The organism is Streptomyces sp. NPDC030840 (assembly GCF_055572015.1).
Genome location: NZ_JBVIEE010000005.1, coordinates 111,662 through 132,838, shown reverse-complemented (window position 1 = coordinate 132,838; position 21,177 = coordinate 111,662). Strand labels below are relative to the sequence as shown.

The window sequence follows — 21,177 nt, the reverse complement described above, 5'->3', positions numbered from 1 at the left end:
CCCGCCGCCGTGCTGCTGCAGGTGCTCGGCACCGCGGCGGGCGGCGGCGTTCCCCAGTGGAACTGCGCGTGCCCCGGGTGTTCCGGGGCACGCGCCCACCCGCACTGGCGCCGTCGCCACGCCTCACTCGCCGTCCAGGCGTCCCAGGACCGCTGGTACCTCGTCAACGCGACCCCGGACATCGGGGACCAGATCGAGGGCTGCCCGGCACTCCACCCCGGCCCCGGATCGCGGCGCACGCCGGTCGCCGGTCTGGTCCTGACGGACGCGGAACTCGACCACACCCTCGGCATCGCCCGGCTGCGCGAAGCCGGTGCCGACGGGCTGGAACTGCTCGCGACCGGCGCCGTGCGCGAGGCGCTGCTCACCCGGCTGCGGCTGGAAGCCGTCATCGGGCCGTACACCCCGCTCACCTGGCGCGACCTGCCCGGCGAGCGGCCGGAACCCCTCACCCCGGACTCCGCGGTCTCGATCAGCGCGATCCCGGTCTCCGGCAAACGCCCGCGGTACGCGGCGGACTCGTCCGGTTCCGGCGCGGACCCCTGGGTCGTGGCCCTGCGCCTGACGGACCGTTCCACCGGGGCCACCGCGGTCTACGCCCCCGCGCTGGCGGCCTGGCCCGAGGCCCTGGGGGCCGCCGCCGCTGAGGCCGACTGCGTGATCGTCGACGGGACGTTCTGGGACGACGAGGAGCCTCGTCGCACGGGCATCTCCACGCGCACCGCGACCGGAATGGGGCATCTCCCGATCGACGGGCCGGGCGGCACCGCGGAGCGCCTGGAGCCGTTGAGCGCCCGCTGTCTCTACACCCATCTGAACAACACCAACCCCCTCGTCGATCCCGGCGCGCCGCAGCACAAGCGGCTGGCGGACCGGGGTATCGAGGTGGCCGCCGACGGAATGGTGATCGATCTGTGAGCACCGGCACGCAAACCCCCACGGCAACGGCGTTCGAGAACCGGTTGAGAGCCGTGGCCAGGGACCGTTACCACGACCGCCACCCCTTCAACGTACGGATGCACCAGGGCGAGCTGACCCCCGACGAGTTGCGCCGCTGGATCCTCAACCGCTTCCACTACCAGCGGCACATCCCCGTCAAGGACGCCCTCGTGCTCGCCAAGCTGGACACCCCGCGGCTGCGCCGCATGTGGCTGCGTCGGATCGAGGAGCACGACGGCCGGCGCGAGGGCGAGGGCGGCATCGAGCGGTGGCTGAGACTGGGTGAGGCCGCGGGACTCGACCGGGCCCGGCTGCTGGCCGGCGAGGACGTGCTGCCCGGCGTACGGCTGGCGGTGGACGGATACGTCAACTTCTGCCGGCTCGGCTCCCCGCTGGAAGCCGTCGCCGCGTCCCTCACCGAGCTGTCCGCCCCGGGCATCATGCGCACACGCATCGCCGCCTTCGAACGCCACTACCGGTGGATCGACGCCGACGGGCTCGCCTACTTCCGCTCCCGTGAGACCCAGGGCCGCCAGGACAGCGGGGAGGCCCTCGGCCTCGTCCTGGAGTGGGCGCGCACCGAGGCCGAGCAGGAGCGGGCCGTCGCCGCCCTCGCCTTCAAGTGCGACGTGCTGTGGTCACTGCTCGACGCGATCGACCACGCCGACGCGAAGGAGCACGTGTGAACGAGCCGGCCGTGGCCGGATGGCGGCCCGTGCTGGCCCGCTCGGTCGTGCTCCGCCACGACCGGGTGCGCCGGACGGACCTGCTGGTCCTGCCGGAACGCGTGGTGGTCCTCAGCGGACGGGCGGCGGAGGTGCTGCGGCTGTGCGACGGCCACCGGCGCGTGGGCGAGATCGTCGACGAGCTGGCGGCCCGTTTCCCCGGCGCGCCCGTGGCGGACGAGGTACCCCCATTCCTCGACCGCGTACGCGAGGAGGGCTGGCTGCGATGACGAGCCGACCGAACCCGCCGAACCCGCCAGACACACCGGGCCCGCCCGCGCCCTGGGCCCTGCTGGCCGAACTCACCCACGGCTGCCCCCTGCACTGCCCCTACTGCTCCAACCCGCTCGAACTCGCCGCGCGTTCCCGGGAACTGACCACCGAGGAGTGGGAGGACGTGCTGCGGCAGGCCGCGCGGCTCGGCGTCGTCCACACCCACCTCTCCGGCGGTGAGCCCCTGCTCCGCCGTGACCTGTCGGCCATCGTCGCCGCGGCCGAGTCCGCCGGGATCTACACCCAGCTGGTCACCAGCGGAAGCGGGCTGAGCGCGGCGAGGCTGTCGGCGCTCGTGTCCGCCGGGCTGCGCAGCGTCCAGTTGTCGGTGCAGCACGCGGATCCGGCGGCGTCCGACCGGATCGCCGGGCAGCGGTCCTTCGCGGCCAAGGAGCGGGCCGCCGCCGCCGTACGGGACGCGGAACTGCCACTGGGCCTCAACGTCGTCCTGCACCGGGACAACCTCGACGCCGTCGACGCCATCGTGGACCTGGGCGTGGCGTGGGGCGCCGAGCGCATCGAGCTGGCCAACGCGCAGTTCTACGGATGGGCTCTGCGCAACCGCGCCCTGCTGCTGCCCACCCGCGACCAGCTCTCCCGCGCCCGGGAGGTGGTCGAGCGCCGGCGGAGTCAACTGGCGGGCACCACCGAGCTGGTGTGGGTCGTGCCGGACTACTTCGACGGTGTGCCGAAGCCCTGCATGGGCGGCTGGGGAGCGGTGTCGCTGACCGTCGCCCCGGACGGCGGCGTCCTGCCGTGCCCCGCGGCGGGGACCCTGCCGGACCTGGACGTGCCGAACGTACGCGACCGGTCCCTGGAGTGGATCTGGCGCAGTTCACCGGCCTTCAACCGGTACCGCGGCACCGAGTGGATGAGCGGGCCGTGCACGGGCTGCCCCCGGCGCGAGACCGACTTCGGCGGCTGCCGCTGCCAGGCCCACGCGCTCACCGGGGACGCCGCGCGCACCGACCCCGCGTGCGCCCTGTCCCCGGACCACGAACTCGTACGCGCCCTGGCCGAGACTCCGCCTCCGGGCGGGCTCTCGTCCTCCGGCGCCGCGCGTTACGTCTACCGCGGCGCGACGGACGCCCCACGCGCCGTCAGTCCGCGTCGCCGCCGCCCTCCTCCACGTCAGGCATGAAGGCGCGCAGCCACCGCTCGGTCTGGGCGACATGGGCCTGGGCGGCGCCGGCCGCGGCGACGGGGTCGTGGCCGGCGATGGCGGTGGCCAGCACGCGGTGGTCCTCGTCGCTCTTGCGGCGCAGCTCGGGGCCCGAGGGCAGGGTGAAGACCTGGTACTTGCGGGAGCGGGCGCGGAACACCGACAGCAGCGAGGCCAGGGTGGGGTTGCCGCCGATCCGGGCGATCTCCGAGTGGAACCGGTGGTCGAGTTCGGAGGCCTTGGCCGGGTCCTCGGTGGCCTCCATGGCCTCGATGAGCGAGAAGAGCGTCCTGACCTCCTCGGCAGTGCAGCGGGCCGCGGCCTGGGCGGCGACATGGGCCTCCAGCACGCGCCGGATCTCGTAGACCTCGAGCAGTCCGGTCAGCGGCAGGAGTTCCAGGGTCAGCGAGAGGCTGCCGATGACGTCCTCGGGCCTGAGCTGGGAGACGTACGTGCCGGAGCCGTGCCGGGGCTCGATCACTCCCAGGGCGGCGAGCATCCGCACGGCCTCGCGCAACGACCCTCGCGACACGCCGAGTTCCTCGCAGAGGTCGGCCTCGGGCGGGATGCGCTCGCCCGCTGCGAGGCGACCCGTGGCGATCATGTGCCGTAGGCCGTGGAACGCCTTGTCGACTGCGGACATCGATCTCCTCCCCTGGCGGACCCATGGCACGGCCGGGGCCCTCTCGGTGCACTGTACCGAGGCCCGGTCATCAGATGTCTTCCACGTATCGTCCACGAGTCGTCTGATGACTTTTCTCTGCAGCACTCTTGAAGCCCTGAAATCGGCGTGCCAGCATCCAAGTCATCATACGTCTCCTGGCGCAGGATCTGATGTCCTGATCTCGCCGGAGCGCCCGCGTGCGGCAGAAGTGGAGTCTTGTGAGCGAGACCGAGGTCACCACCGCGCCCGCCCCCCTCCAGCTGGCGGGCGGACGGCCCGCCGCTGGGGCGTGGTCCCTGGACCCCGCCCTGCGGCACCTGAACCATGGCTCGTTCGGAGCGGTTCCTCTCGTGGCGCAGGAGCGGCAGAACCAGCTGCGCGCCGAGATGGAACGCTCCCCCGTGGTGTGGTTCCCGGCGCTGCCCGGGCGGCTCGCCGCCACCCGGGTCGACCTCGCGGCCTTCCTCGGGGCCGCCCCCGACGACCTCGCCCTGGTGCCGAACGCGAGCGCCGGCGCCAGCGTCGTGTACGCCTCCCTCACGCGCCGCCGCGGCGGGGAGATCGTCGTCACCGACCATGGATACGGGGCCGTGACCATGGGCGCCGAGCGTCTGGCCCGGCGCTGGGGCGGCCGGGTCCGCACGGCCGGTGTGCCGCTGGACGCGGACGAGCGGCAGGCGTACGAGGCCGTGATCGCGGAGGTGAGCGAGGCCACCGACCTCGTCGTCGTCGACGAGATCACCTCGCCCACGGCACGCCGGATGCCGGTGGAGCTGATCGGCGCGGAGCTGCGCCGGCGGGGTGTCCCGTTCCTCGTGGACGGCGCGCACGCCCCCGGTCTGATCGACTCCCCGCTCGCCGGCGCGGCGGACGGCGCCCCCGACTTCTGGGTCGGCAACCTGCACAAATGGGGCTGCGCACCGCGCGGCACAGCGGTGCTGGTCGCCGGTGGCCCCCTGCGGGAGCACCTCTACCCGCTGATCGACTCGTGGGGCGCCCCCGATCCGTACCCCGACCGCTTCGACCAGCAGGGCACGCTGGACGCGACCTCGTATCTGGCGGCGCCGACGGCGCTCGACTTCGTCGAGCACGCCTGGGGCTGGGACACCGCCCGCCGCTACATGGACGACCTGGCCGGATACGCCGAGCACGTCATCGGCGCCGCGTTCGCCGAGCTGACCGGTGCCGGCGGCCGGGTGGACGTCGGCATGCCCGTCCCCGGCATGCGGCTGGTGCGGCTGCCGCCGGGCCTGGGTGCCACGCGCGTCGAAGCCGACGCGCTGCGCGACCGGGTGGCGCTGGAGCTGGGCGTGGAGGCGGCCTTCACCAGCTTCGGCGGCGCCGGCTATCTGCGGGTGTCCGCCCACGTCTACAACACCGCCGCCGACTACGAGTACTTCGCCGAGACCTGCGTCCCCGTCCTCGGCGACTGGGCCCGCGCGGCCCGCGAGCAGCACGGCACGCCATAGCCGCTCACCCCCAGCACGCCCCTCCCCCGAAACGGAAGAGGTCAGCACGATGAGAAGAAGGACGGCGGTCCTCGCCCTCGGCACAGCCGCCTCGCTGGTCCTGACCGGCTGTTCCACCATGAGTCCCGGCAGTGCCGGTGGAGCGGTCACCCTCACCATGGTCGAAAGCCTCACCAACCCCGCTCGCACCGACCTGCTCAAGAGCCTGATAGCCGACTTCGAGAAGCAGAACCCCAAGATCAAGGTCAACCTGATCTCGCCGCCCACCGAGCAGGCCGACCAGAAGATCCAGCAGATGCTCCAGTCCGGCACCGGCGTCGACGCCCTGGAGGTGCGCGACACCACGGTCGGCCCGTGGTCGAACAACGGCTGGCTCTACGACATGAAGAAGGACCTGGACGGCTGGAAGGGCTGGCAGGCCATGACGGAGAACGCCGTCAAGGCCTCCCGGGACGCGGACGGGAAGACCTACTTCATCCCGTACGGCTTCTACGGGCTGAGCCTCTTCTACCGCACCGACCTGATCGAGAAGGCCGGCTTCAGCGAACCCCCGACCACCTGGGAGGACCTGCTGAAGCAGGCCACCGCCATCCAGGACCCGGCCAAGCGGCAGTACGGTTACGCCTTCCGTGGCGGGGCCAACGCCAACGGCAACGCCTCCGCGATCATCGAGGCCTACGTGGCCGACGACGTCGACCCCGCCAACGGGTTCAAGCTGAAGGACGGGAAGACGATCTTCTCCGCTCCCGGCGCCCTCGACGCCATGGAGACCTACCTCAAGCTGTTCCAGCAGGCCTCGCCCAAGTCGTCGGTCTCCTGGGGGTATCCGGAGATGGTCGAGGGCTTCTCCAACGGCTCCACGGCCTTCCTGCTCCAGGACCCCGAGGTGATCGCCACGGTCTCGGAGTCGAAGTCGATCACCAAGAGCCAGTGGAACACCGCGCCGCTCGTGGCCGGTCCCTCCGGCAGGACCGTGCAGCCGCTGGCCACCGCCGGGTGGGGCATCGCCAAGGGCAGCAAGCACAAGCCCGAGGCGGTCAAGCTGGTCGAGTTCCTCTCCCAGGGTGAGGCGTCCACGACCTTCACCAAGAAGAACAGCCTGGTGCCGATCCTCAAGTCGGCGACCGAGGACTCCTTCTACAGGACGGGCCCCTGGTCGAGCTACGTCACCATGACCGAGAACCCGGACAAGTACCTCGTCGTCACCCAGCCGCGCGGCGTCTCCTGGTGGACCGAGTGGCAGCAGAAGGCCGACGCCGACGTGCAGAAGATGATCCTCGGCAAGCTGACGCCCAAGAAGCTGCTGGCCGACTGGGACGCCTACTGGACGGCGAAGTGGAAGTAGAGATGGCCGCCTCGTCCGCCTCACCTGCTTCGTCCGCCACGACGAAGACGCACCCCGAGCCGGGGCGCCCGTCCCGCGAGGGGGGTGCCCCGCCCGGCCTCGGTGCCCGAACGGGCCGCCGCAGGCGGGAGTTCACCACCCGCCGCGGACTGCTCATCGCCGCGTTCATGGCGCCGGCCGCGGTCTTCGTGGCGGTCTTCACCTACTACCCGATGATCGCGGGAAGCCAGATGGCGTTCCGCAACTGGAAGCTGACCGACCTCACCGACACGTCCTGGGTGGGATGGAAGAACTTCCGCGAGGTGTTCGCCGACCCGGCCTGGGGCACCGTACTGGCCAACACGGCCCTGTGGGTGGCGGGTTCGATCGTGCCGCAGCTGGTGATCGGCTTCGCGCTCGCCCTGTGGCTGCGCCGCCGGTTCCGGTTCCGCGGCCTCTACCAGGCGCTGGTCTTCTTCCCCTGGGCGATCTCCGGGTTCCTCATCGGCATCCTGTTCCGCTGGATGTTCAACAGCGAGTTCGGTGTCGTCAACGACCTGCTGCAGAAGGCGGGGTTGATCGACCAGCCGATCGCCTGGCTCGCCGATCCGGACAAGGCGATGATCGCCGTGCTCGTCGCCAACACCTGGTACGGCGTCACCTTCTTCGCGATCATGATCCTGGCCGCGCTGCAGTCCATTCCCGACGAACTGTACGAGGCGGCCGCGCTGGACGGCGCCGGCAAGGTGCGCACGCTCTTCCGGATCACCATCCCGTACATCCGCACCACGCTCGCCCTCACCGTGCTGCTGCGGGTCATCTGGATCTTCAACTTCCCCGACCTGATCTTCGGGATGACCGGGGGCGGCCCCAACAACGAGACGCACATCGTGACCACGTGGATGATCCGGATCACTCAGCAGGGCGACTACGGCCAGGCCTCCGCCATCGGCCTCCTCGTCGTCGCCGGGCTGCTGCTGTTCGCCACGTTCTTCCTGCTGGCCACGCGCGAGAAGCGAGAGGTGAGGCCGTGATCGGCAAGGAGAGCGCGACCGGACGGACCGCGCGGTTCACCTTTCTGGGGCTGTGGCTGGTCTTCACCGTCTTCCCGCTGTACTGGATCGCCGTCACCTCGCTGAAGGCACCGGGCGACATCTTCCGCTTCCCGATCGCCTACTGGCCCGAGCACCTCTCGCTGGAGAACTACACCGACCTGTTCTCCAAGGCCGACTTCGGGGTCTACCTCACCAACAGTCTCCTCGTCTCGACCGTCGCGGGCGCGGTGGCCACGGCGATCTCGATGCTGTCGGCGTACGTGCTGGCGCGGTTCGAGTTCCGCACCAAGTCCGCCCTGCTGATGGCCGCGCTGGTCACCCAGATGATCCCCTCGTTCATCGCGCTGGGGCCGCTGTACCTGCTCATGACCGACCTCCGGCTGGTGGACAACCGCCTCGGGCTGGTGCTCGTCTACATCGCGGTGTGCATCCCGTTCTGCACGGTGATGCTCCGCGGTTTCTTCGAGAACATCCCCGACGCGCTGGAGGAGGCCGCCATGATCGACGGACTGTCCCGGTTCGGGGCGCTGTTCCGCGTGCTGCTGCCGGTGATGCGACCCGGCATCGTGGCCGCGTTCATCTTCAACTTCGTCAACTGCTGGAACGAGTTGTTCCTTTCGGTGACGCTGATGAACAGCGACGCCAACAAGACCGTCCCCACGGCCCTGAACGGGTTCATCTCCAGCTTCAACATCGACTGGGGCTCGATGTCCGCGGCGGCCGTCCTCACCATCCTGCCCACGATGGTCCTGTTCGCCTTCGCCAGCCGCCACATCGTCCAGGGACTCACGTCCGGCGCGGTGAAGGGCTGAGCACACCCTGTCGGTGGTCCGTTGTTGCGGACGGCGCGGTCGAAGGAGCGCCCGGAGCCGCCCGACACTCCACGGTCACGGACCGGATGGCGAGCATGCTCTCGGTGGGGGCGCCCTGTACCTAGTCGCAGACGATGTCGCGCGCAGGTCGCTCCCCCGTCGCCAGGAAGTGCGACACCGTCCGGTTGCCGCAGGCGTTGCCGTTGGCGAGGTAGACGTTGTGGCCGGTGGAGTCCACGGTCACCATGACGGCGCGTCGGCCGAGGGCCTCGCGGAGCTTGAGGGCGCCGCTGAGGGGGGTGGCCACGTCGCGCCGGTTCTGGACGAGGAGGACGTTGGAGGGGCCGCGGTCGGTGATCCGGACCGCGGGCTCCTTCGGCGTCCACGGCCAGGCGGCGCACAACATGGCGTTCCTCGGCAGCCCCGCCGTCAGGGGGTACTTGACGCGGCTCTCGGCGACCCCCTTCTCGTACACGGCGGCCGACCTGGGCCAGGCGACGTCGTTGCAGATGGCGGCTCCGGACGCGGCGATGTTCTGCAGGACGGAGTCGGGCGGCGTCTGGGGCACGGGCGGAGCGGTGCCCTCGCGGGCGGCCAGGATCAGCCGGGCGAGCGTGGAGTACTTGTCGGGGTCGTAGAGGCTCTCCAGCATGGTCTGGCGCAGTACGTTGCCGTTGAGCTCCTCCGGGTTGGCGCCGGGCCACGGGATGGGTTCGCGGTCGAGGTGTGCGGCGAGACGGAGGAAGAGGGGGCGCACCTCGGCGGCGGTGGAGGCGACGCGGTCGGGATTGCCGGGTGCGGACGCCCATGTGGCGAACTCGGGGAAGTTGTCCTCGACGCCGACCTCGTACGCGGCGAGCCAGCCCCGGGCGACCCGGGTGGGGTCGGGGTTGTCGTTGCTGTCGAGCACGAAGCGGTCGGTGCGGTGCGGGAACAGCTCGTTGTAGACGGACCCGACGTACGTCCCGTACGAGGTTCCCCACGCGGAGATCCTCCGTTCGCCGAGGGCGGCCCGGGCGCGGTCGAGGTCGCGGGCCTCGTTGGCCGTGCTGAGGTGCTGGATCAGCTCGCCCCCGTTGCGTGCGCAGGCGTCCGCCATGCGCCGCGCGGTGGCCATGTTCTCGGTGACGGAGCCGTCGGGTGCGGGCCAGGGCCGCGTCTTCGACATGGCGAGGTCACCGTGCTCGAAACCGCAGCTGACCGGGGTGGAACGGCCGTAGCCGCGCGGATCGAAGCCGATCAGGTCGTAGGTGTCACGTACCTCCTGCGGCAGCTTCTGTCCCTTTCCGGACGGTGCGTTGAGGCTGCCGCCGCCGGGTCCGCCCGGGATCATGAACAGCGCGCCGCGACGCTTGACCGGGTTCTCGGCTGTGATGCGGGAGACCGCCACGGAGATCTTCCGGCCGCGCGGGTGGGCGTAGTCCATCGGCACCTCGACGGTCGCGCACTCCTGCCGCGGATCGAGCCCTGTCCCCTCGCACGTCGTCCAGTCGAGGGGCGGCGGCTCGGCGGCGGCCGTCGAGGCGGTCGCGGTGGTGAAGGGGACGGTGAGGCTCAGGACGGCGGTGGAGGCGGCGAGCAGGGCTGCGTATCGCTTGATCTTCGTCATGGACACGAGCTTCTCCCGCCCCCGTCCGTCCCTGGCATCCTGCCAACTGGCCTCTGCGGTCGGGGGTTTACCCCACAGGGTTCCCCTACTCCGCGGTCTTCTCCCAGACCGAGACGTGCCGGCGGCTCTCTCCGGTGAACGGCTCGCGCCCCCATCCCTCCCACCGGTCGCGCAGCCGCATCCCGGCGAGACGCGCCATCAGGTCCAGTTCCGCGGGCCAGACGTACCGGAAGGGCAGGGACCAGTAGGAGGGTCTGCCGTCGACGATCGTGATGTGGTGGGAGCTCATCGCCTGTGTGGCGACGTCGTACGTGTCGAAGCCCAGCCGGGTGGGGCTGATCGTGAACGGCACGGCGTTCTGCCCCGGTGGCAGCCTGCGCAGGTCCGGCACGCTCACCTCGACGACGAAGCAGCCTCCGGGCCTCAGATGGGCGGCCGCGTTGCGGAAGCAGTCCACCTGGGCGTCCTGGGTCGTCAGGTTGTTGATCGTGTTGTAGACGAGGTACGCGACCGCGAACGTGCCCGGTACACGCGTCGTCGCGAAGTCGCCGACCGTGACGTCGATCGCGTCGCCGCCCGGCTTCGAGCGCAGCCGGGCCACCATGGCGCGGGACATGTCGATGCCGTGCACCGGAACCCCGCGGCGGCTCAGCGGCAGGGCGATCCGGCCGGTGCCGATGCCCAGTTCGAGGGCCTGCCCGTCGCCGGCGAGCCCGGCGAGCAGGTCCACCGCCGGTTCCACCGCCTCGGGGCGGAACATGTCGGCCGACGACTCGTCGTACGTCGCCGCGATGTCTTCTCCGAAGTAGCCGTCCTCATCGAGTTCGGTCATGCCGGAGACGGTAGCGTCCGCGAAGCGGTCGGCGCACTTCCTTTTCCGGTGAGGGAACGGCGGCGGCGACGGCGGCGCGGCCATCAGGTCAAGCGTCCCGGACTCTTGACTCTGTACCCGTCAGTAGCGATTCTCGTCACATCGCTTGTGCGAGTCATGACAACGACGTCGCGGGGATGGTAACGACCTGTCCCGGACGGTCTGGCTCACCACCGCGCCACCCGCCGACCGAGGACGTGACCAATGACCATGGTTCGCCGCCCCCATCCCAGGAGCCCGCGCCGCAAACGCAGGCCCCTCGCCCTGCTGTCCCTGCTCCTCGTCGTGATGGCCATGACGCTGGGACCCACGCCGAGTTCGGCGGCGACCGACTGGTGGACGCCGAGCGCACGGCCCTCGCCCGACTCGCAGATCAACGTCACCGGCGAGCCCTTCAAGGGCACGAACGCGGCGGGCGAGGTGCGAGGGTTCGTCGACGCGCACAACCACATCATGTCCAACGAGGCGTTCGGCGGCCGGCTCATCTGCGGCAAGCCGTTCTCCGAGGCGGGCGTCGCGGACGCGCTCAAGGACTGTCCCGAGCACTACCCCGACGGCTCGCTCGCGGTCTTCGACTACATCACCAAGGGCGGGGACGGCAGGCACGACCCGGTCGGCTGGCCGACGTTCAAGGACTGGCCCGCGCACGACTCGATGACCCACCAGCAGAACTACTACGCGTGGATCGAGCGCGCCTGGCGCGGCGGGCAGCGGGTCCTCGTCAACGACCTCGTCACCAACGGCGTGATCTGCTCGGTCTACTTCTTCAAGGACCGCGGTTGTGACGAGATGACGTCCATCCGGCTCCAGGCCAAGCTGACGTACGACATGCAGGCCTACATCGACAAGATGTACGGCGGCACGGGCAAGGGCTGGTTCCGCATCGTCACCGACAGCGCGCAGGCCCGCGAGGTCGTCAAGCAGGGCAAGCTCGCCGTCGTCCTGGGCGTCGAGACCTCGGAGCCGTTCGGCTGCAAGCAGGTCCTGGACATCGCGCAGTGCGACAAGGAGGACATCGACAAGGGGCTGGACGAGCTGTACGACCTGGGCGTGCGCAGCATGTTCCTGTGCCACAAGTTCGACAACGCCCTGTGCGGGGTCCGCTTCGACGAGGACGGGCTCGGGACGGCCATCAACGTGGGCCAGTTCCTGTCGACCGGCACGTTCTGGAAGACGGAGAAGTGCACCGGCCCGCAGAAGGACAACCCCATCGGCGGCGCGTCGTCCGGGGCCGAGGAGGACCTCCCGGCGGGCACGGAGGTCCCGGAGTACGACGAGGACGCCCAGTGCAACGTCAGAGGGCTCACCGACCTCGGTGAGTACGCCGTGCGCGGCATGATGAAGCGCAAGATGATGCTCGAGATCGACCACATGAGCGTCAAGGCCACCGGCCGGGTGCTCGACATCTTCGAGGCCGAGCAGTACCCGGGCGTGCTGTCCTCGCACAGCTGGATGGACCTGAACTGGACCGAGCGGGTCTACTCCCTCGGCGGCTTCGTCGCCCAGTACATGCACGGCTCCGAGGAGTTCAGCACCGAGGCCAGGCGCACGGACGCGCTGCGCGACAAGTACAACGTGGGCTACGGTTTCGGCACCGACATGAACGGCGTCGGCGGCTGGCCCGCACCCCGCGGCGCGAGCACCTCCAACCCCGTGAAGTACCCGTTCACGAGCGTCGACGGCGGCTCCGTCATCGACAAGCAGACCACGGGGCAGCGCACCTGGAACCTCAACACCGACGGCGCCGCCCACTACGGGCTCGTCCCCGACTGGATCGAGGACATCCGCCTCGTCGGCGGCCAGGACGTCGTCAACGACCTGTTCCGGGGCGCCGAGTCCTACCTCGACACCTGGGGCGCGTCGGAGAACCACAAGGCCGGGGTCAACCTCGCCAAGGGCGCCGCCGCGACGGCCAGTTCGTCGGAGTCCAACCCGTTCACCAGCTACGCGCCCGGCCGGGCCGTGGACGGCGACCCGGGCACGCGCTGGGCGAGCGACTGGAGCGACGACCAGTGGCTGCGGATCGACCTCGGATCCACGCGGACCGTCAAGCGCGTCACGCTCGACTGGGAGAGGGCGTACGGGAAGTCGTACCGCGTCGAGCTCTCCACCGACGGCTCGGCCTGGAGGACCGCGTGGTCCACGACGTCCGGTGACGGCGGCCTGGACACGGCACGGTTCAGCGGGACCCCGGCCCGGTACGTCCGCGTCCACGGGCTGGACCGCGGCACCGACTGGGGCTACTCGCTGAACGAGGTGGGTGTGTACAGCGGCTGACCGGCCCGACGGCGCCCCGCCCGAGCCCGCCCGGCGGGCGGGGCGCCGTTACGCTGCACCGTGACGCTGCCCCGTGGGCAGAGCGGGTACGAGCGCGAAGGACACACGCACATGGCACGGATGCCGTCGGCCGAGCGGCGCCGGCAGCTGACCGGGGCGGCGATCAGGGCGATGACCCGGGACGGCGTGGCCAGGACGACCACCCGGTCCATCTGCGCGGAGGCCGGCGTCTCCCTGAGCGTCTTCCACTACTGCTTCGACTCCAAGCAGGCCCTGATCGAGTCCGTGATCAGGGCGATCACCGACGACTACATCACGGTCGTGAAGGAGGCGATCAAGCCCAGGGCCACGCTCCAGGAGACCGTCCGGGCCGGATTCCAGGCGTACTGGGACCATGTGTCCGCCCACCCCGGCGAGCACATGCTGACCTACGAGCTGACGCAGTACGCCCTGCGCGAGCCGGGGTTCGGGCATCTGGCGCGGCGGCAGTACGAGTTGTACCGCGACACCTACGCCGAGCTCATCGGGCAGCTGCGCAAGGACATGGGGTTCGAACTCGGCGTGCCCGTGGCCGTGCTGGCGCGCTATCTGGCCGCGATGACGGACGGGCTGACCCTGAACTTCCTCGTGCTCGGCGACGACAGGTCGGCGGAGGACGTGCTGGACATGATCGCCGAACACGTCGCCGGCCTCGTCGTCACCCCGTAGCCGCGCGGGCCGTGGTGGCGATCAGCTGGTCGATCAGTGCGATCAGCACGTCCCGGCACGACCCGCGCTCGCGTGCGTCGCAGAGCAGCACCTGGGCGTCCTCCGGCAGCGCGAGGGACTCCCTGATCTCCTCGGGCGCGTACGGGTGTTCACCGTAGAAGCCGTTGACGCCGATGACGAAGGGGATCCTGCGGCGCTCGAAGAAGTCGATGGCGGCGAAGCTGGACTCCGGGCGGCGCACGTCGACGAGGACCACCGCGCCGAGGGCGCCGATGGCGAGGTCGTTCCACATGAACCAGAACCGCTGCTGCCCGGGCGTACCGAACAGGTACAGCACGAGGTCCTGGCTGATGGTGATGCGGCCGAAGTCCAGGGCGACCGTGGTGGCCTTCTTGTCCTCGATTCCGTTGAGGTCGTCGACGCCGAGGCCCGCGATGGTCAGGGGTTCCTCGGTGCGCAGCGGGACGATCTCGCTGACCGATCCGACCATGGTCGTCTTGCCGACGCCGAAGCCCCCGGCGATCAGGATCTTGACCGCGTCGGGTGCCGAGACCTTCTGGACGGTGGCGTCAGAGCCGGTCAAGGCCTTCCCTCACTTTCTGCAGCAGTTCCAGGTCCAGGGTGCGCGAGACGGGACGCGGCGGCTGGACGACGATCCGTTCCGCCTGCAGCAGGTCGCAGAGCATGATGCTGACGACGCTCACGGGCAGGTCGAGTCGTGTGGCGAGTTCCGCCACCACGATCGGCTCCGCGCACAGCCGCAGGATCCGTGTGTGCTCGGGCTGCAGCCGGGGTCCGCCGTCGGGCGGCGGGTCGGCCGCCATCACCATCGTGATGAGGGTGAAGTCGCCTCGGTCCGGCTGGGTCCGGCCGCCGGTCAGGGTGAACGGCCGGACCAGACGGCCGGCCGTATCGCCTCCGCTCACCTCACTCGCCGCTGTCCGCGGCGACGACGACGCCGGCCCGCGGAGCGGCACTGAGGTGCTCGCCGATCTTCTTGACCAGCATGTTCATCTGGTACGCCACCACGCCGACGTCCGCGCCCTGGTTGGTCAGCACCGCGAGGCTGGCGCCGGGGCCCGCGTTGGTGAGGATCAGATAGGAGTTGCCCATCTCGATGAGCAACTGGCGCACCGGGCCGCCCCGGAAGTCCATGCTGACGCCCTTGCTGAGGCTCATCAGTCCGGACGCGGTGGCCGCGAGCCGCTCGGCGTCGTCCCGTACGAAGGCCGTGGACTTGCTGACGACGAGTCCGTCCTCGGAGAGCACGACGGCGTGGTTCACCTCGGCGACCCGTTCCACCAGTCCGGTGAGCAGCTGGTCGAGCTGGCTGTGCGTGGCGGGGATGGGGCGTGTCATTTCTGTGTCCTTCATCAGCGGTCGGCGGGCGAGGTGGAGGCGATGGGCCCTGAGGCGGTGACCTTGTCGTCGGCGTCCTCGGAAGCGGCGTCTTCCGTGTCGTCCGTCAGGTCGAACTCGGTGTCCGCGCCGTCGTCACGGGCCTGCAGGGTGCCGCGTTGGAAGCCGGCCAGGGAAGAGGCCGCGCGCTCCGCGGTGAAGTCGTCGAAGGCGAAGGTGTCGTCGTCCGCGTCGGGCGGAGTGTCCTCCCGCAGCTCGGCGGCCAGGCTGGTCTGCGGTACCCGGCGGGGAAGCGGAGCCAGGCCGTCGCGCCGGGGTGTGCCCGGCCCGGCCACGGGCGGGCGGGGGACGGGACGGGCGGTGCCCGCGGCCGGGGTGTCGCCGTTGGTCTCCGCGTGGGCGGCGGGCCGCGGTTCGTCCGCGCGCTCGTGACCCTGCTCGCCGTCGCCGGTGGTGTCGTCGGAGAGCGGTTCGTCCGCGACCCGTACGAGCGCCTTCACCGGACCGGTGGGCTGACCGTCCGCGGTAGCGGAGCCCTCGGTGTCCGCGGCCGGCTCGTCGGCGGGATCGTCCACCACGATGTCGCGCGGGATCAGCACGATCGCCGTGGTGCCGCCGTACGGTGAGGAGCGCAGCGTGACGGCGATGCCGTGCCGGGTGGCGAGACGGGCGATCACGAACATGCCGAGCCGGAGGTCGTCGGCCAGCGCGACCACGTCGAACTGCGGGGGCTCCGCCAACTGGGCGTTGAACGCCGCGTAGTCCTCCTCCGACATGCCGAGGCCGCGGTCCTCGATCTCCACGGCCAGGCCCCTGGCCACCATCGCGGCCCGCACGTTCACCGGGCTGGGGGCGGGCGAGTAGGCGGTCGCGTTGTCGATGAGCTCGGCCAGCAGGTGGATGACGTCCGCGACGGCGGGCGGGGCGACGGACACCTCCTCCTCGGTGTGCACCTCCACGCGCTGGTACTGGGCGACCTCGCCGACGGCGCTGCGCAGGATGTCGATCAGCGCGACGGGGCGCATCCAGGTGCGTCCGGGCCGCTCGCCGCTGATGATGACGAGGTTCTCCTCGTAGCGGCGCAACTGGCTGGCGGTGGAGTCGAGTTCGTACAGGCCCTGCAGGATGTTCGGGTCCTGGTGCTCGCGTTCCAGTTTGTCGAGCTTGCTGAGCTGGAGGTTGACCAGGTTCTGGCTCTGCCGGGCGATGCCGAGGATGACCTTCTGGAAGCCGCGCCGGGTGTCGGCGAGTTCCACGGCGGTGTGCACGGCGGTGCGCTGGGCGGTGTTGAACGCCTGGGCGACCTGGCCGAGTTCGTCTCTGCCGTAGTCGAGTGGCGGGGTGGCGGAGTCCACGTCGATCTTCTCGCCGCGGTCGAGGCGTTCGACCACGTCGGGGAGACGTTCCTCCGCCAGGCTGAGCGTGGCCTCCCGCAGACCGCGCAGACGCATGGACAGGGAGCGGGTGATGCGCCATGACATCAGGGCGCACACCAGCAGGGCGACGAGTCCGCCGGCGCTCAGGACGCCGGCCTTGACGAGGAGCGCGCGTGCCTCGTCACCACTGCGGGTCAGCAGAGCGCGGGTCTGCTGCTGGATCAGGTCCGTGTACTCGAGCGAGAGTTCGCCGAACCCGCTGGTCCACCGCTTCTGCATATCCTCGGGCAGGACCGTCCTGCGCTTGTCGGCGTCGCCCGTCGTCCCGGCCGCGAGGATCTGGTTTTCCATCGACTCCAGGGCCTGCCAGTCCGGGCTCTGCAGGATCTGCTCGGTCTGGGTCTTCAGGCTGCCCGTCAGCGAGGGGACGATCTGGTCCTCCAGGAGCCAGCGCCGGGCGCTGACCAGTTCCGAGAACTGGATGCGCGCCTGTTCGTCCAGGTACCCGGACGGCCACGCGAGGGCGAGCAGCGCGTCCTCCTGGGAAACCATCTCCCCCGCCTGTTCCAGGGCGACGAGAGGGTCGGCCTGCGAGGTCAGGTCACCGTCGTCGACCTGCGAGAGCTCGTGGAAGGCGGTGATCTGGGTCTCGATGATCGAGGTGAACTGGTCCAGCGTCTGCTGCGGGGTGATGTCGACCGGGTTGTCCACCTGGTCCCGGTAGTACTCCAGGCTGGCCGCCGCGCCGATGACGGAGTCCAGCCGGTCACTGATACGGGAGGGGGCGTCGTGGATCGCGTCCGACTGGCTGACCAGTTTCCGGATCGCCGCGTCCGTCTCCTTCCGCTGCTTGTCGAGGGCGGACCGGTCGCCGCGGGGGTTCGCCAGCCACGCGGCCGACAGCCTGCGCTCCCCCTGCAGGGCGAGGGTCGCGTCGGTGCCCATGGCTCCGGTCGACTTGCTCAGCCCGGTCTGCTCGCGCAGGCGCAAACCCTCGGAGAACATCTGAATCGTCGTCACGCTCCACAGGGCGGCGAGGGTGACGCTGGGGATGAGGGCGAGGAGGATCAGCGAGAGACGTATGGAGCCGAGACGGCGCCGGGCACCTGTCCGTGAAGGCATCGTCGTCCTTGGGCGGTTGGCGTGTTCGGGGGCGATCGGGGAGAGCGGTAGGAGCGAAAGGGGGCTCAGGCGGAGGCATGCGGTGGGTGGCCGCGTGTCCGGTTACGCGCAGGTGGTGGCCAGGATGCTATCCGTACAAGTGATCGTACGCATCGTGAGGGGCCCAACCTTGGCGACCCTGTTACCTCCTGGAACAGGATCAACGGGTCCCGTTCGCCGCGAACTTCGCGATCTTCTCGACGTTCTGCTTCGTGACGAATGCCGGGCCGGTGAGCACCGGGGCCTCCCCGCCGCCGCTGAAGTTGCCGTTGGACTTGTAGAGCCAGATCGCGTCGACCGCGAGGTAGCCCTGCAGATAGGGCTGCTGGTCGACCGCGAACTGCACCTCTGAGTCCTGGACGGCCTTGACGACGGCGTCATTGAGGTCGAACGTGGCGATCTTCGCCCTGCTGCCGGCCTGTTTCACCGAGTCGACGGCGGCCAGGGCGAACTGGGCGCCGTTCAGGACGAGTTCGTCGACGGTGGGGTCCTGCCTGAGCTTCGCGGTGATGACGGAGGTGACCGCCTTCATGTCCGTGCCGTCGACGTAGAGGTTCTCGGTCTGTCCGGCGAAGGTCTTCCTCACTCCGGCGCAACGGGCCTCCAGGGCCACGTTGCCGCGCTCGTGCACGACGCACACGGCGTGCTTGGCCTTCAGGTCGTCCAGTTTGTCGCCGAGGGCGCGGCCGGCGACGCTCTCGTCCTGGCCGAAGTACTCCAGCAGGCCTTGCGCCTTCCAGGCGTTGATGCCGGAGTTGAGGCCGACGACGGGTATGCCGGCCGCCCTGGCCTGGGCGACGGCGGCCTTCATGGCGTCCGGCCTGGCGAGGGTGACCGCTATGCCGTCGACCCGGTCGCCGACCGCGTCGCGCACCAGCCCGGCCTGCCCCGCCGGGTCGGCGTCGCTCGCGTACGTCAGCTCGATGTCGTCCTTGGCGGCCGCGGCCTGTGCGCCCTTCCTCACGAGCTCCCAGAACTGGTCCCCCTCGGCCCCGTGGGTGATCATCGCGACCTTGATCCGGCTCGTACCCGCCGGGCCCGCCTCGCCGGCGGCCTCGGCGTCCGGGGCGCCGGAAGCGGAGCAGCCGGACGCGAGGAGGGAGACGACGGCCACGGCGGACGCCAGGGCCGTGGCGCGGGCGTGTCTGGGAGAGTCGTGGGATGCGGGGGACGTGTTCATGAGGGTGTGGCACCTCGCTGTGCACAGGAGCGGAGGGTACGGCGCTGAGCCGACACGGACACAGTGGGTCACGCGTCGGCATTCAGACCTTGCTGGCGGTGAGCCAACCGTGTGTGACACCCGGTAGTCAAGTGAGCAATCAACTGAGACGACGAACCCCGGCCAGCGGCCCTGGCCTCGCGGAATTCCCCCTGGCACGTGCCACTTTCGCCTTCCATGACATTCCCGGCGCGGATGGTTCACACCGGCCGTGGCCGTGCGGCGACGCCACGACGAGTGGTGCTCGTGGCCCGTCCCGGCGCGTACGGCGGCACCCGTCCGTGGCCGCACCCCCGACGCGTGCCGCGGGACCGTCCGTGGCCGCACCCCCGGCCACATGCGGCGGCACCGTCCATGGCCGCACCCCCGACGCGTGCCGCGGGACCGTCCGTGGCCGCGCCCCCGGCGCACACGACGGCACCGCCCGTGGCCGCACCCCCGACGCGTACCGCGGCACCGTCCATGGCCCCGCCCCCGACGCGTACCGCGGGACCCTCCATGGCCCCGCCCCCGACGCGTACCGCGGCACCCTCCATGGCCCCGCCCCCGACGCACGCGGCGGCACCCTCCATGGCCGACGAGCGCGTGTGGCTCCTGCCGTGGGGGCCCGGCCGGGCGTCCGCCGCCGCCCGGCTCTTCGCCCGGTTTCGCCGGCCCGCCCCAACTGCGCTGTCCAGCAGGGGAATCGGCGGGCGCAGGGGGAGGCCGCGGGGCGTGGGTGGGGTCCTTCTCACCACGGCAGCGCACCCGTGGCGAGTGCCGCGGCCGTCATCACGAGCGTCGTGCCGAACGCCCAGCGGAAGATGAAGCGCTGGTGTTCGCCGAGTTGTACGCCTGTCATGCCGACGAGGATGAACGTGGCCGCGGTGAGCGGACTCAGCGGGAAGCCGGTGGTCATCTGGCCCAGGACGGCGGCGCGGGCGATCTCGGCGCTGTCGGTGCCGAAGGACTCGGCGGTTCCGGCGAGCACGGGCAGGATGCCGAAGTAGTAGGCGTCGGGGGTGAAGACGAGGCTGAGCGGCATGCTGGTGACGGCGACGACGACGGGGAGGTGCCCGCCGAGTCCGTCGGGGATGACGGAGACCATCGCCTCGGCCATCTCGCCGATCATCCCGGTGCCGCTGAGGACGCCGGTGAACACTCCCGCGGCGAAGATCATGGCGGTGACGAGGACGACGCTCCTGCTGTGCTTCTCCAGCAGGGCCTGCTGGTCCTCCCAGCGCGGGTGGTTGACGAGCAGCGCGATGACGAAGGCGAGCACGAACAGCACGGGCAGCGGCATGGTTTCGAGTACCAGCAGAACCAGCAGGGTGAGGGTCAGCAGCAGGTTGAACACCGTCAGCGCGGGGTGCCGCGGGGCCGCCACCCTGGGTGTGCCGGGACCGTCACCCACCGGCTCGGGGGCCTTGGCGCGCTCCTCGGGGGCCTCCGCGCGTTCCTCGGGCCGCAGTTCGCCGAGCCTGCGTCGCTCCCGCCGCCCGATCAGGTACGCGGCGAGCAGCACCCAGGCGATCCCGGCGCCCAGGGCGGGCAGCAGGGGCGTGATGATGTCGGACGTGTCGAGTTTCAGTGCGGCGGCCGCGCGTGCCGTCGGACCGCCCCAGGGCACCAGGTTCATCAGGCCCGCGCCGAGGCAGACGATCCCGGCGAGCACCAGGCGGCTCATCCCGAGGCGCCGGTAGACGGGCAGCAGGGCCGAGACGGTGATGAGGAAGGTCGAGGCCCCGTCCCCGTCGAGCGCGACGCAGAGGGTGAGCACGGCCGTGCCGACCGCGATGCGGACCGGGTCTCCCTTGGCCGCCCTGAGGATGGCGCGGATCAGGGGGTCGAAGAGCCCGGCGTCGATCATCAGGCTGAAGTAGAGGACCGCGAACGCGATCATGATGCCGGTGGGCGCGACCTTGGTCAGTCCCTCCAGCGCCATCGGTCCTATCTCGCCCGCATGCCCGCTCACCAGCGCGGCGACCACCGGCAGCAGCACCAGGGCCACCAGGACCGACACGCGTTTGGTCATGGTCAGGAGCAGGAAACAGCCGATGGTGCCAAACCCCAGTGCCGCCAGCATGATCCGCTCACTTCCTCGTCCGGCCGGTGTTGCCGACGAGTTTCGGAGGGGGGAAAGATCCGCGTCCAGCATTGAACGCAGATCTGTCCATGCGTTTGGCGCATCAGTT

At 70.5% G+C, this 21,177-nt stretch carries 19 protein-coding genes; 10 read left to right on the top strand and 9 right to left on the bottom strand.

Features of this window, described 5'->3' with window-relative positions; genetic code table 11:
- Positions 1 to 9 precede the first annotated feature (9 nt).
- The 4 genes from pqqB to pqqE are packed head-to-tail and all read left to right on the top strand — an operon-like array spanning position 10 to position 3,078.
- A complete protein-coding gene (gene pqqB, locus ACZ49J_RS13585) occupies positions 10 to 918 on the top strand; it encodes a pyrroloquinoline quinone biosynthesis protein PqqB (protein WP_467447800.1) in 909 nt (302 codons plus the stop codon).
- Positions 915 to 1,625: a pyrroloquinoline-quinone synthase PqqC gene (gene pqqC / locus ACZ49J_RS13580; protein WP_467447799.1), complete on the top strand. Its 711-nt coding sequence runs from the start codon at positions 915 to 917 to the stop codon at positions 1,623 to 1,625. Before pqqB ends, pqqC begins: the two co-directional genes overlap by 4 nt.
- Positions 1,622 to 1,894 (top strand): pyrroloquinoline quinone biosynthesis peptide chaperone PqqD, encoded by a 273-nt coding sequence (gene pqqD, locus ACZ49J_RS13575; protein WP_467447798.1) that lies wholly within the window; start codon positions 1,622 to 1,624, stop codon positions 1,892 to 1,894. Before pqqC ends, pqqD begins: the two co-directional genes overlap by 4 nt.
- Complete coding sequence (gene pqqE, locus ACZ49J_RS13570; protein WP_467447797.1) at positions 1,891 to 3,078, top strand: pyrroloquinoline quinone biosynthesis protein PqqE; 1,188 nt, start codon at positions 1,891 to 1,893, stop codon at positions 3,076 to 3,078. The genes pqqD and pqqE overlap by 4 nt, the downstream gene beginning before the upstream one ends.
- On the opposite strand, the gene ACZ49J_RS13565 is transcribed toward pqqE, so the two are convergent.
- The gene (locus tag ACZ49J_RS13565) at positions 3,038 to 3,742 is read right to left on the bottom strand and encodes a FadR/GntR family transcriptional regulator (protein WP_467447796.1); all 705 of its coding nucleotides are present in this window, start codon (positions 3,740 to 3,742) and stop codon (positions 3,038 to 3,040) included. The two genes, pqqE and ACZ49J_RS13565, sit on opposite strands and share 41 nt — an antisense overlap.
- A gap of 239 nt (positions 3,743 to 3,981) precedes the next feature.
- Here ACZ49J_RS13565 and ACZ49J_RS13560 point away from each other — a divergent pair, with 239 nt between their 5' ends.
- Genes ACZ49J_RS13560 through ACZ49J_RS13545 form a run of 4 tightly spaced genes read left to right on the top strand, consistent with a single transcriptional unit; the run spans position 3,982 to position 8,423 of the window.
- Positions 3,982 to 5,232, top strand: coding sequence for an aminotransferase class V-fold PLP-dependent enzyme (locus ACZ49J_RS13560; RefSeq protein WP_467447795.1), 1,251 nt, complete (start codon positions 3,982 to 3,984; stop codon positions 5,230 to 5,232).
- 49 nt (positions 5,233 to 5,281) lie between these two features.
- On the top strand, positions 5,282 to 6,577 hold the full coding sequence (locus ACZ49J_RS13555; protein WP_467447794.1) for an ABC transporter substrate-binding protein: 1,296 nt from the start codon (positions 5,282 to 5,284) through the stop codon (positions 6,575 to 6,577).
- A 2-nt stretch (positions 6,578 to 6,579) separates the two neighbouring features.
- Complete coding sequence (locus ACZ49J_RS13550) at positions 6,580 to 7,590, top strand: carbohydrate ABC transporter permease (protein WP_467447792.1); 1,011 nt, start codon at positions 6,580 to 6,582, stop codon at positions 7,588 to 7,590.
- Positions 7,587 to 8,423, top strand: a complete 837-nt coding sequence (locus ACZ49J_RS13545) for a carbohydrate ABC transporter permease (protein ID WP_467447790.1) — start codon at positions 7,587 to 7,589, stop codon at positions 8,421 to 8,423. Before ACZ49J_RS13550 ends, ACZ49J_RS13545 begins: the two co-directional genes overlap by 4 nt.
- A gap of 121 nt (positions 8,424 to 8,544) precedes the next feature.
- On the opposite strand, the gene ACZ49J_RS13540 is transcribed toward ACZ49J_RS13545, so the two are convergent.
- Together ACZ49J_RS13540 and ACZ49J_RS13535 are read right to left on the bottom strand one after the other, a co-directional pair.
- The gene (locus ACZ49J_RS13540; RefSeq protein WP_467447789.1) at positions 8,545 to 10,032 is read right to left on the bottom strand and encodes an alpha/beta hydrolase; all 1,488 of its coding nucleotides are present in this window, start codon (positions 10,030 to 10,032) and stop codon (positions 8,545 to 8,547) included.
- Between the two features lie 85 nt (positions 10,033 to 10,117).
- A complete protein-coding gene (locus ACZ49J_RS13535; protein WP_467447788.1) occupies positions 10,118 to 10,864 on the bottom strand; it encodes a class I SAM-dependent DNA methyltransferase in 747 nt (248 codons plus the stop codon).
- A 249-nt stretch (positions 10,865 to 11,113) separates the two neighbouring features.
- On the opposite strand from ACZ49J_RS13535, the gene ACZ49J_RS13530 reads away from it, so the two are divergent.
- Both ACZ49J_RS13530 and ACZ49J_RS13525 read left to right on the top strand, forming a co-directional pair.
- A complete protein-coding gene (locus tag ACZ49J_RS13530; RefSeq protein ID WP_467448271.1) occupies positions 11,114 to 13,180 on the top strand; it encodes a galactose-binding domain-containing protein in 2,067 nt (688 codons plus the stop codon).
- Between the two features lie 111 nt (positions 13,181 to 13,291).
- Entirely contained in the window at positions 13,292 to 13,888 is a 597-nt protein-coding gene (locus ACZ49J_RS13525; protein WP_467447787.1) for a TetR/AcrR family transcriptional regulator, read from the top strand.
- On the opposite strand, the gene ACZ49J_RS13520 is transcribed toward ACZ49J_RS13525, so the two are convergent.
- The 6 genes from ACZ49J_RS13520 to ACZ49J_RS13495 form a co-directional block, all read right to left on the bottom strand.
- A complete protein-coding gene (locus ACZ49J_RS13520; protein ID WP_467447786.1) occupies positions 13,878 to 14,471 on the bottom strand; it encodes a GTP-binding protein in 594 nt (197 codons plus the stop codon). The genes ACZ49J_RS13525 and ACZ49J_RS13520 overlap by 11 nt on opposite strands.
- Positions 14,458 to 14,814: a DUF742 domain-containing protein gene (locus ACZ49J_RS13515; protein ID WP_467447785.1), complete on the bottom strand. Its 357-nt coding sequence runs from the start codon at positions 14,812 to 14,814 to the stop codon at positions 14,458 to 14,460. Before ACZ49J_RS13515 ends, ACZ49J_RS13520 begins: the two co-directional genes overlap by 14 nt.
- 1 nt (position 14,815) lies before the next feature.
- Complete coding sequence (locus tag ACZ49J_RS13510) at positions 14,816 to 15,247, bottom strand: roadblock/LC7 domain-containing protein (protein ID WP_152769735.1); 432 nt, start codon at positions 15,245 to 15,247, stop codon at positions 14,816 to 14,818.
- A 14-nt stretch (positions 15,248 to 15,261) separates the two neighbouring features.
- Entirely contained in the window at positions 15,262 to 17,745 is a 2,484-nt protein-coding gene (locus ACZ49J_RS13505; protein WP_467447784.1) for a sensor histidine kinase, read from the bottom strand.
- A gap of 199 nt (positions 17,746 to 17,944) precedes the next feature.
- Positions 17,945 to 18,964, bottom strand: coding sequence for a substrate-binding domain-containing protein (locus tag ACZ49J_RS13500; protein WP_467447782.1), 1,020 nt, complete (start codon positions 18,962 to 18,964; stop codon positions 17,945 to 17,947).
- Between the two features lie 769 nt (positions 18,965 to 19,733).
- The gene (locus ACZ49J_RS13495) at positions 19,734 to 21,068 is read right to left on the bottom strand and encodes a CitMHS family transporter (protein WP_467447781.1); all 1,335 of its coding nucleotides are present in this window, start codon (positions 21,066 to 21,068) and stop codon (positions 19,734 to 19,736) included.
- Between the last annotated feature and the right edge of the window lie 109 nt (positions 21,069 to 21,177).

What these genes read in the sequence shown, in the direction of transcription:
- pqqE (WP_467447797.1), top strand. Translation starts at nt 1,891, where the DNA reads ATGACGAGCCGACCGAACCCGCCGAACCCGCCAGACACACCGGGCCCG.
- ACZ49J_RS13565 (WP_467447796.1), bottom strand. Translation starts at nt 3,742, where the DNA reads ATGTCCGCAGTCGACAAGGCGTTCCACGGCCTACGGCACATGATCGCC.
- ACZ49J_RS13555 (WP_467447794.1), top strand. Translation starts at nt 5,282, where the DNA reads ATGAGAAGAAGGACGGCGGTCCTCGCCCTCGGCACAGCCGCCTCGCTG.
- ACZ49J_RS13550 (WP_467447792.1), top strand. Translation starts at nt 6,580, where the DNA reads ATGGCCGCCTCGTCCGCCTCACCTGCTTCGTCCGCCACGACGAAGACG.
- ACZ49J_RS13540 (WP_467447789.1), bottom strand. Translation starts at nt 10,032, where the DNA reads ATGACGAAGATCAAGCGATACGCAGCCCTGCTCGCCGCCTCCACCGCC.
- ACZ49J_RS13535 (WP_467447788.1), bottom strand. Translation starts at nt 10,864, where the DNA reads ATGACCGAACTCGATGAGGACGGCTACTTCGGAGAAGACATCGCGGCG.
- ACZ49J_RS13530 (WP_467448271.1), top strand. Translation starts at nt 11,114, where the DNA reads ATGGTTCGCCGCCCCCATCCCAGGAGCCCGCGCCGCAAACGCAGGCCC.
- ACZ49J_RS13525 (WP_467447787.1), top strand. Translation starts at nt 13,292, where the DNA reads ATGGCACGGATGCCGTCGGCCGAGCGGCGCCGGCAGCTGACCGGGGCG.
- ACZ49J_RS13510 (WP_152769735.1), bottom strand. Translation starts at nt 15,247, where the DNA reads ATGACACGCCCCATCCCCGCCACGCACAGCCAGCTCGACCAGCTGCTC.
- ACZ49J_RS13505 (WP_467447784.1), bottom strand. Translation starts at nt 17,745, where the DNA reads ATGCCTTCACGGACAGGTGCCCGGCGCCGTCTCGGCTCCATACGTCTC.
- ACZ49J_RS13500 (WP_467447782.1), bottom strand. Translation starts at nt 18,964, where the DNA reads ATGAACACGTCCCCCGCATCCCACGACTCTCCCAGACACGCCCGCGCC.
- ACZ49J_RS13495 (WP_467447781.1), bottom strand. Translation starts at nt 21,068, where the DNA reads ATGCTGGCGGCACTGGGGTTTGGCACCATCGGCTGTTTCCTGCTCCTG.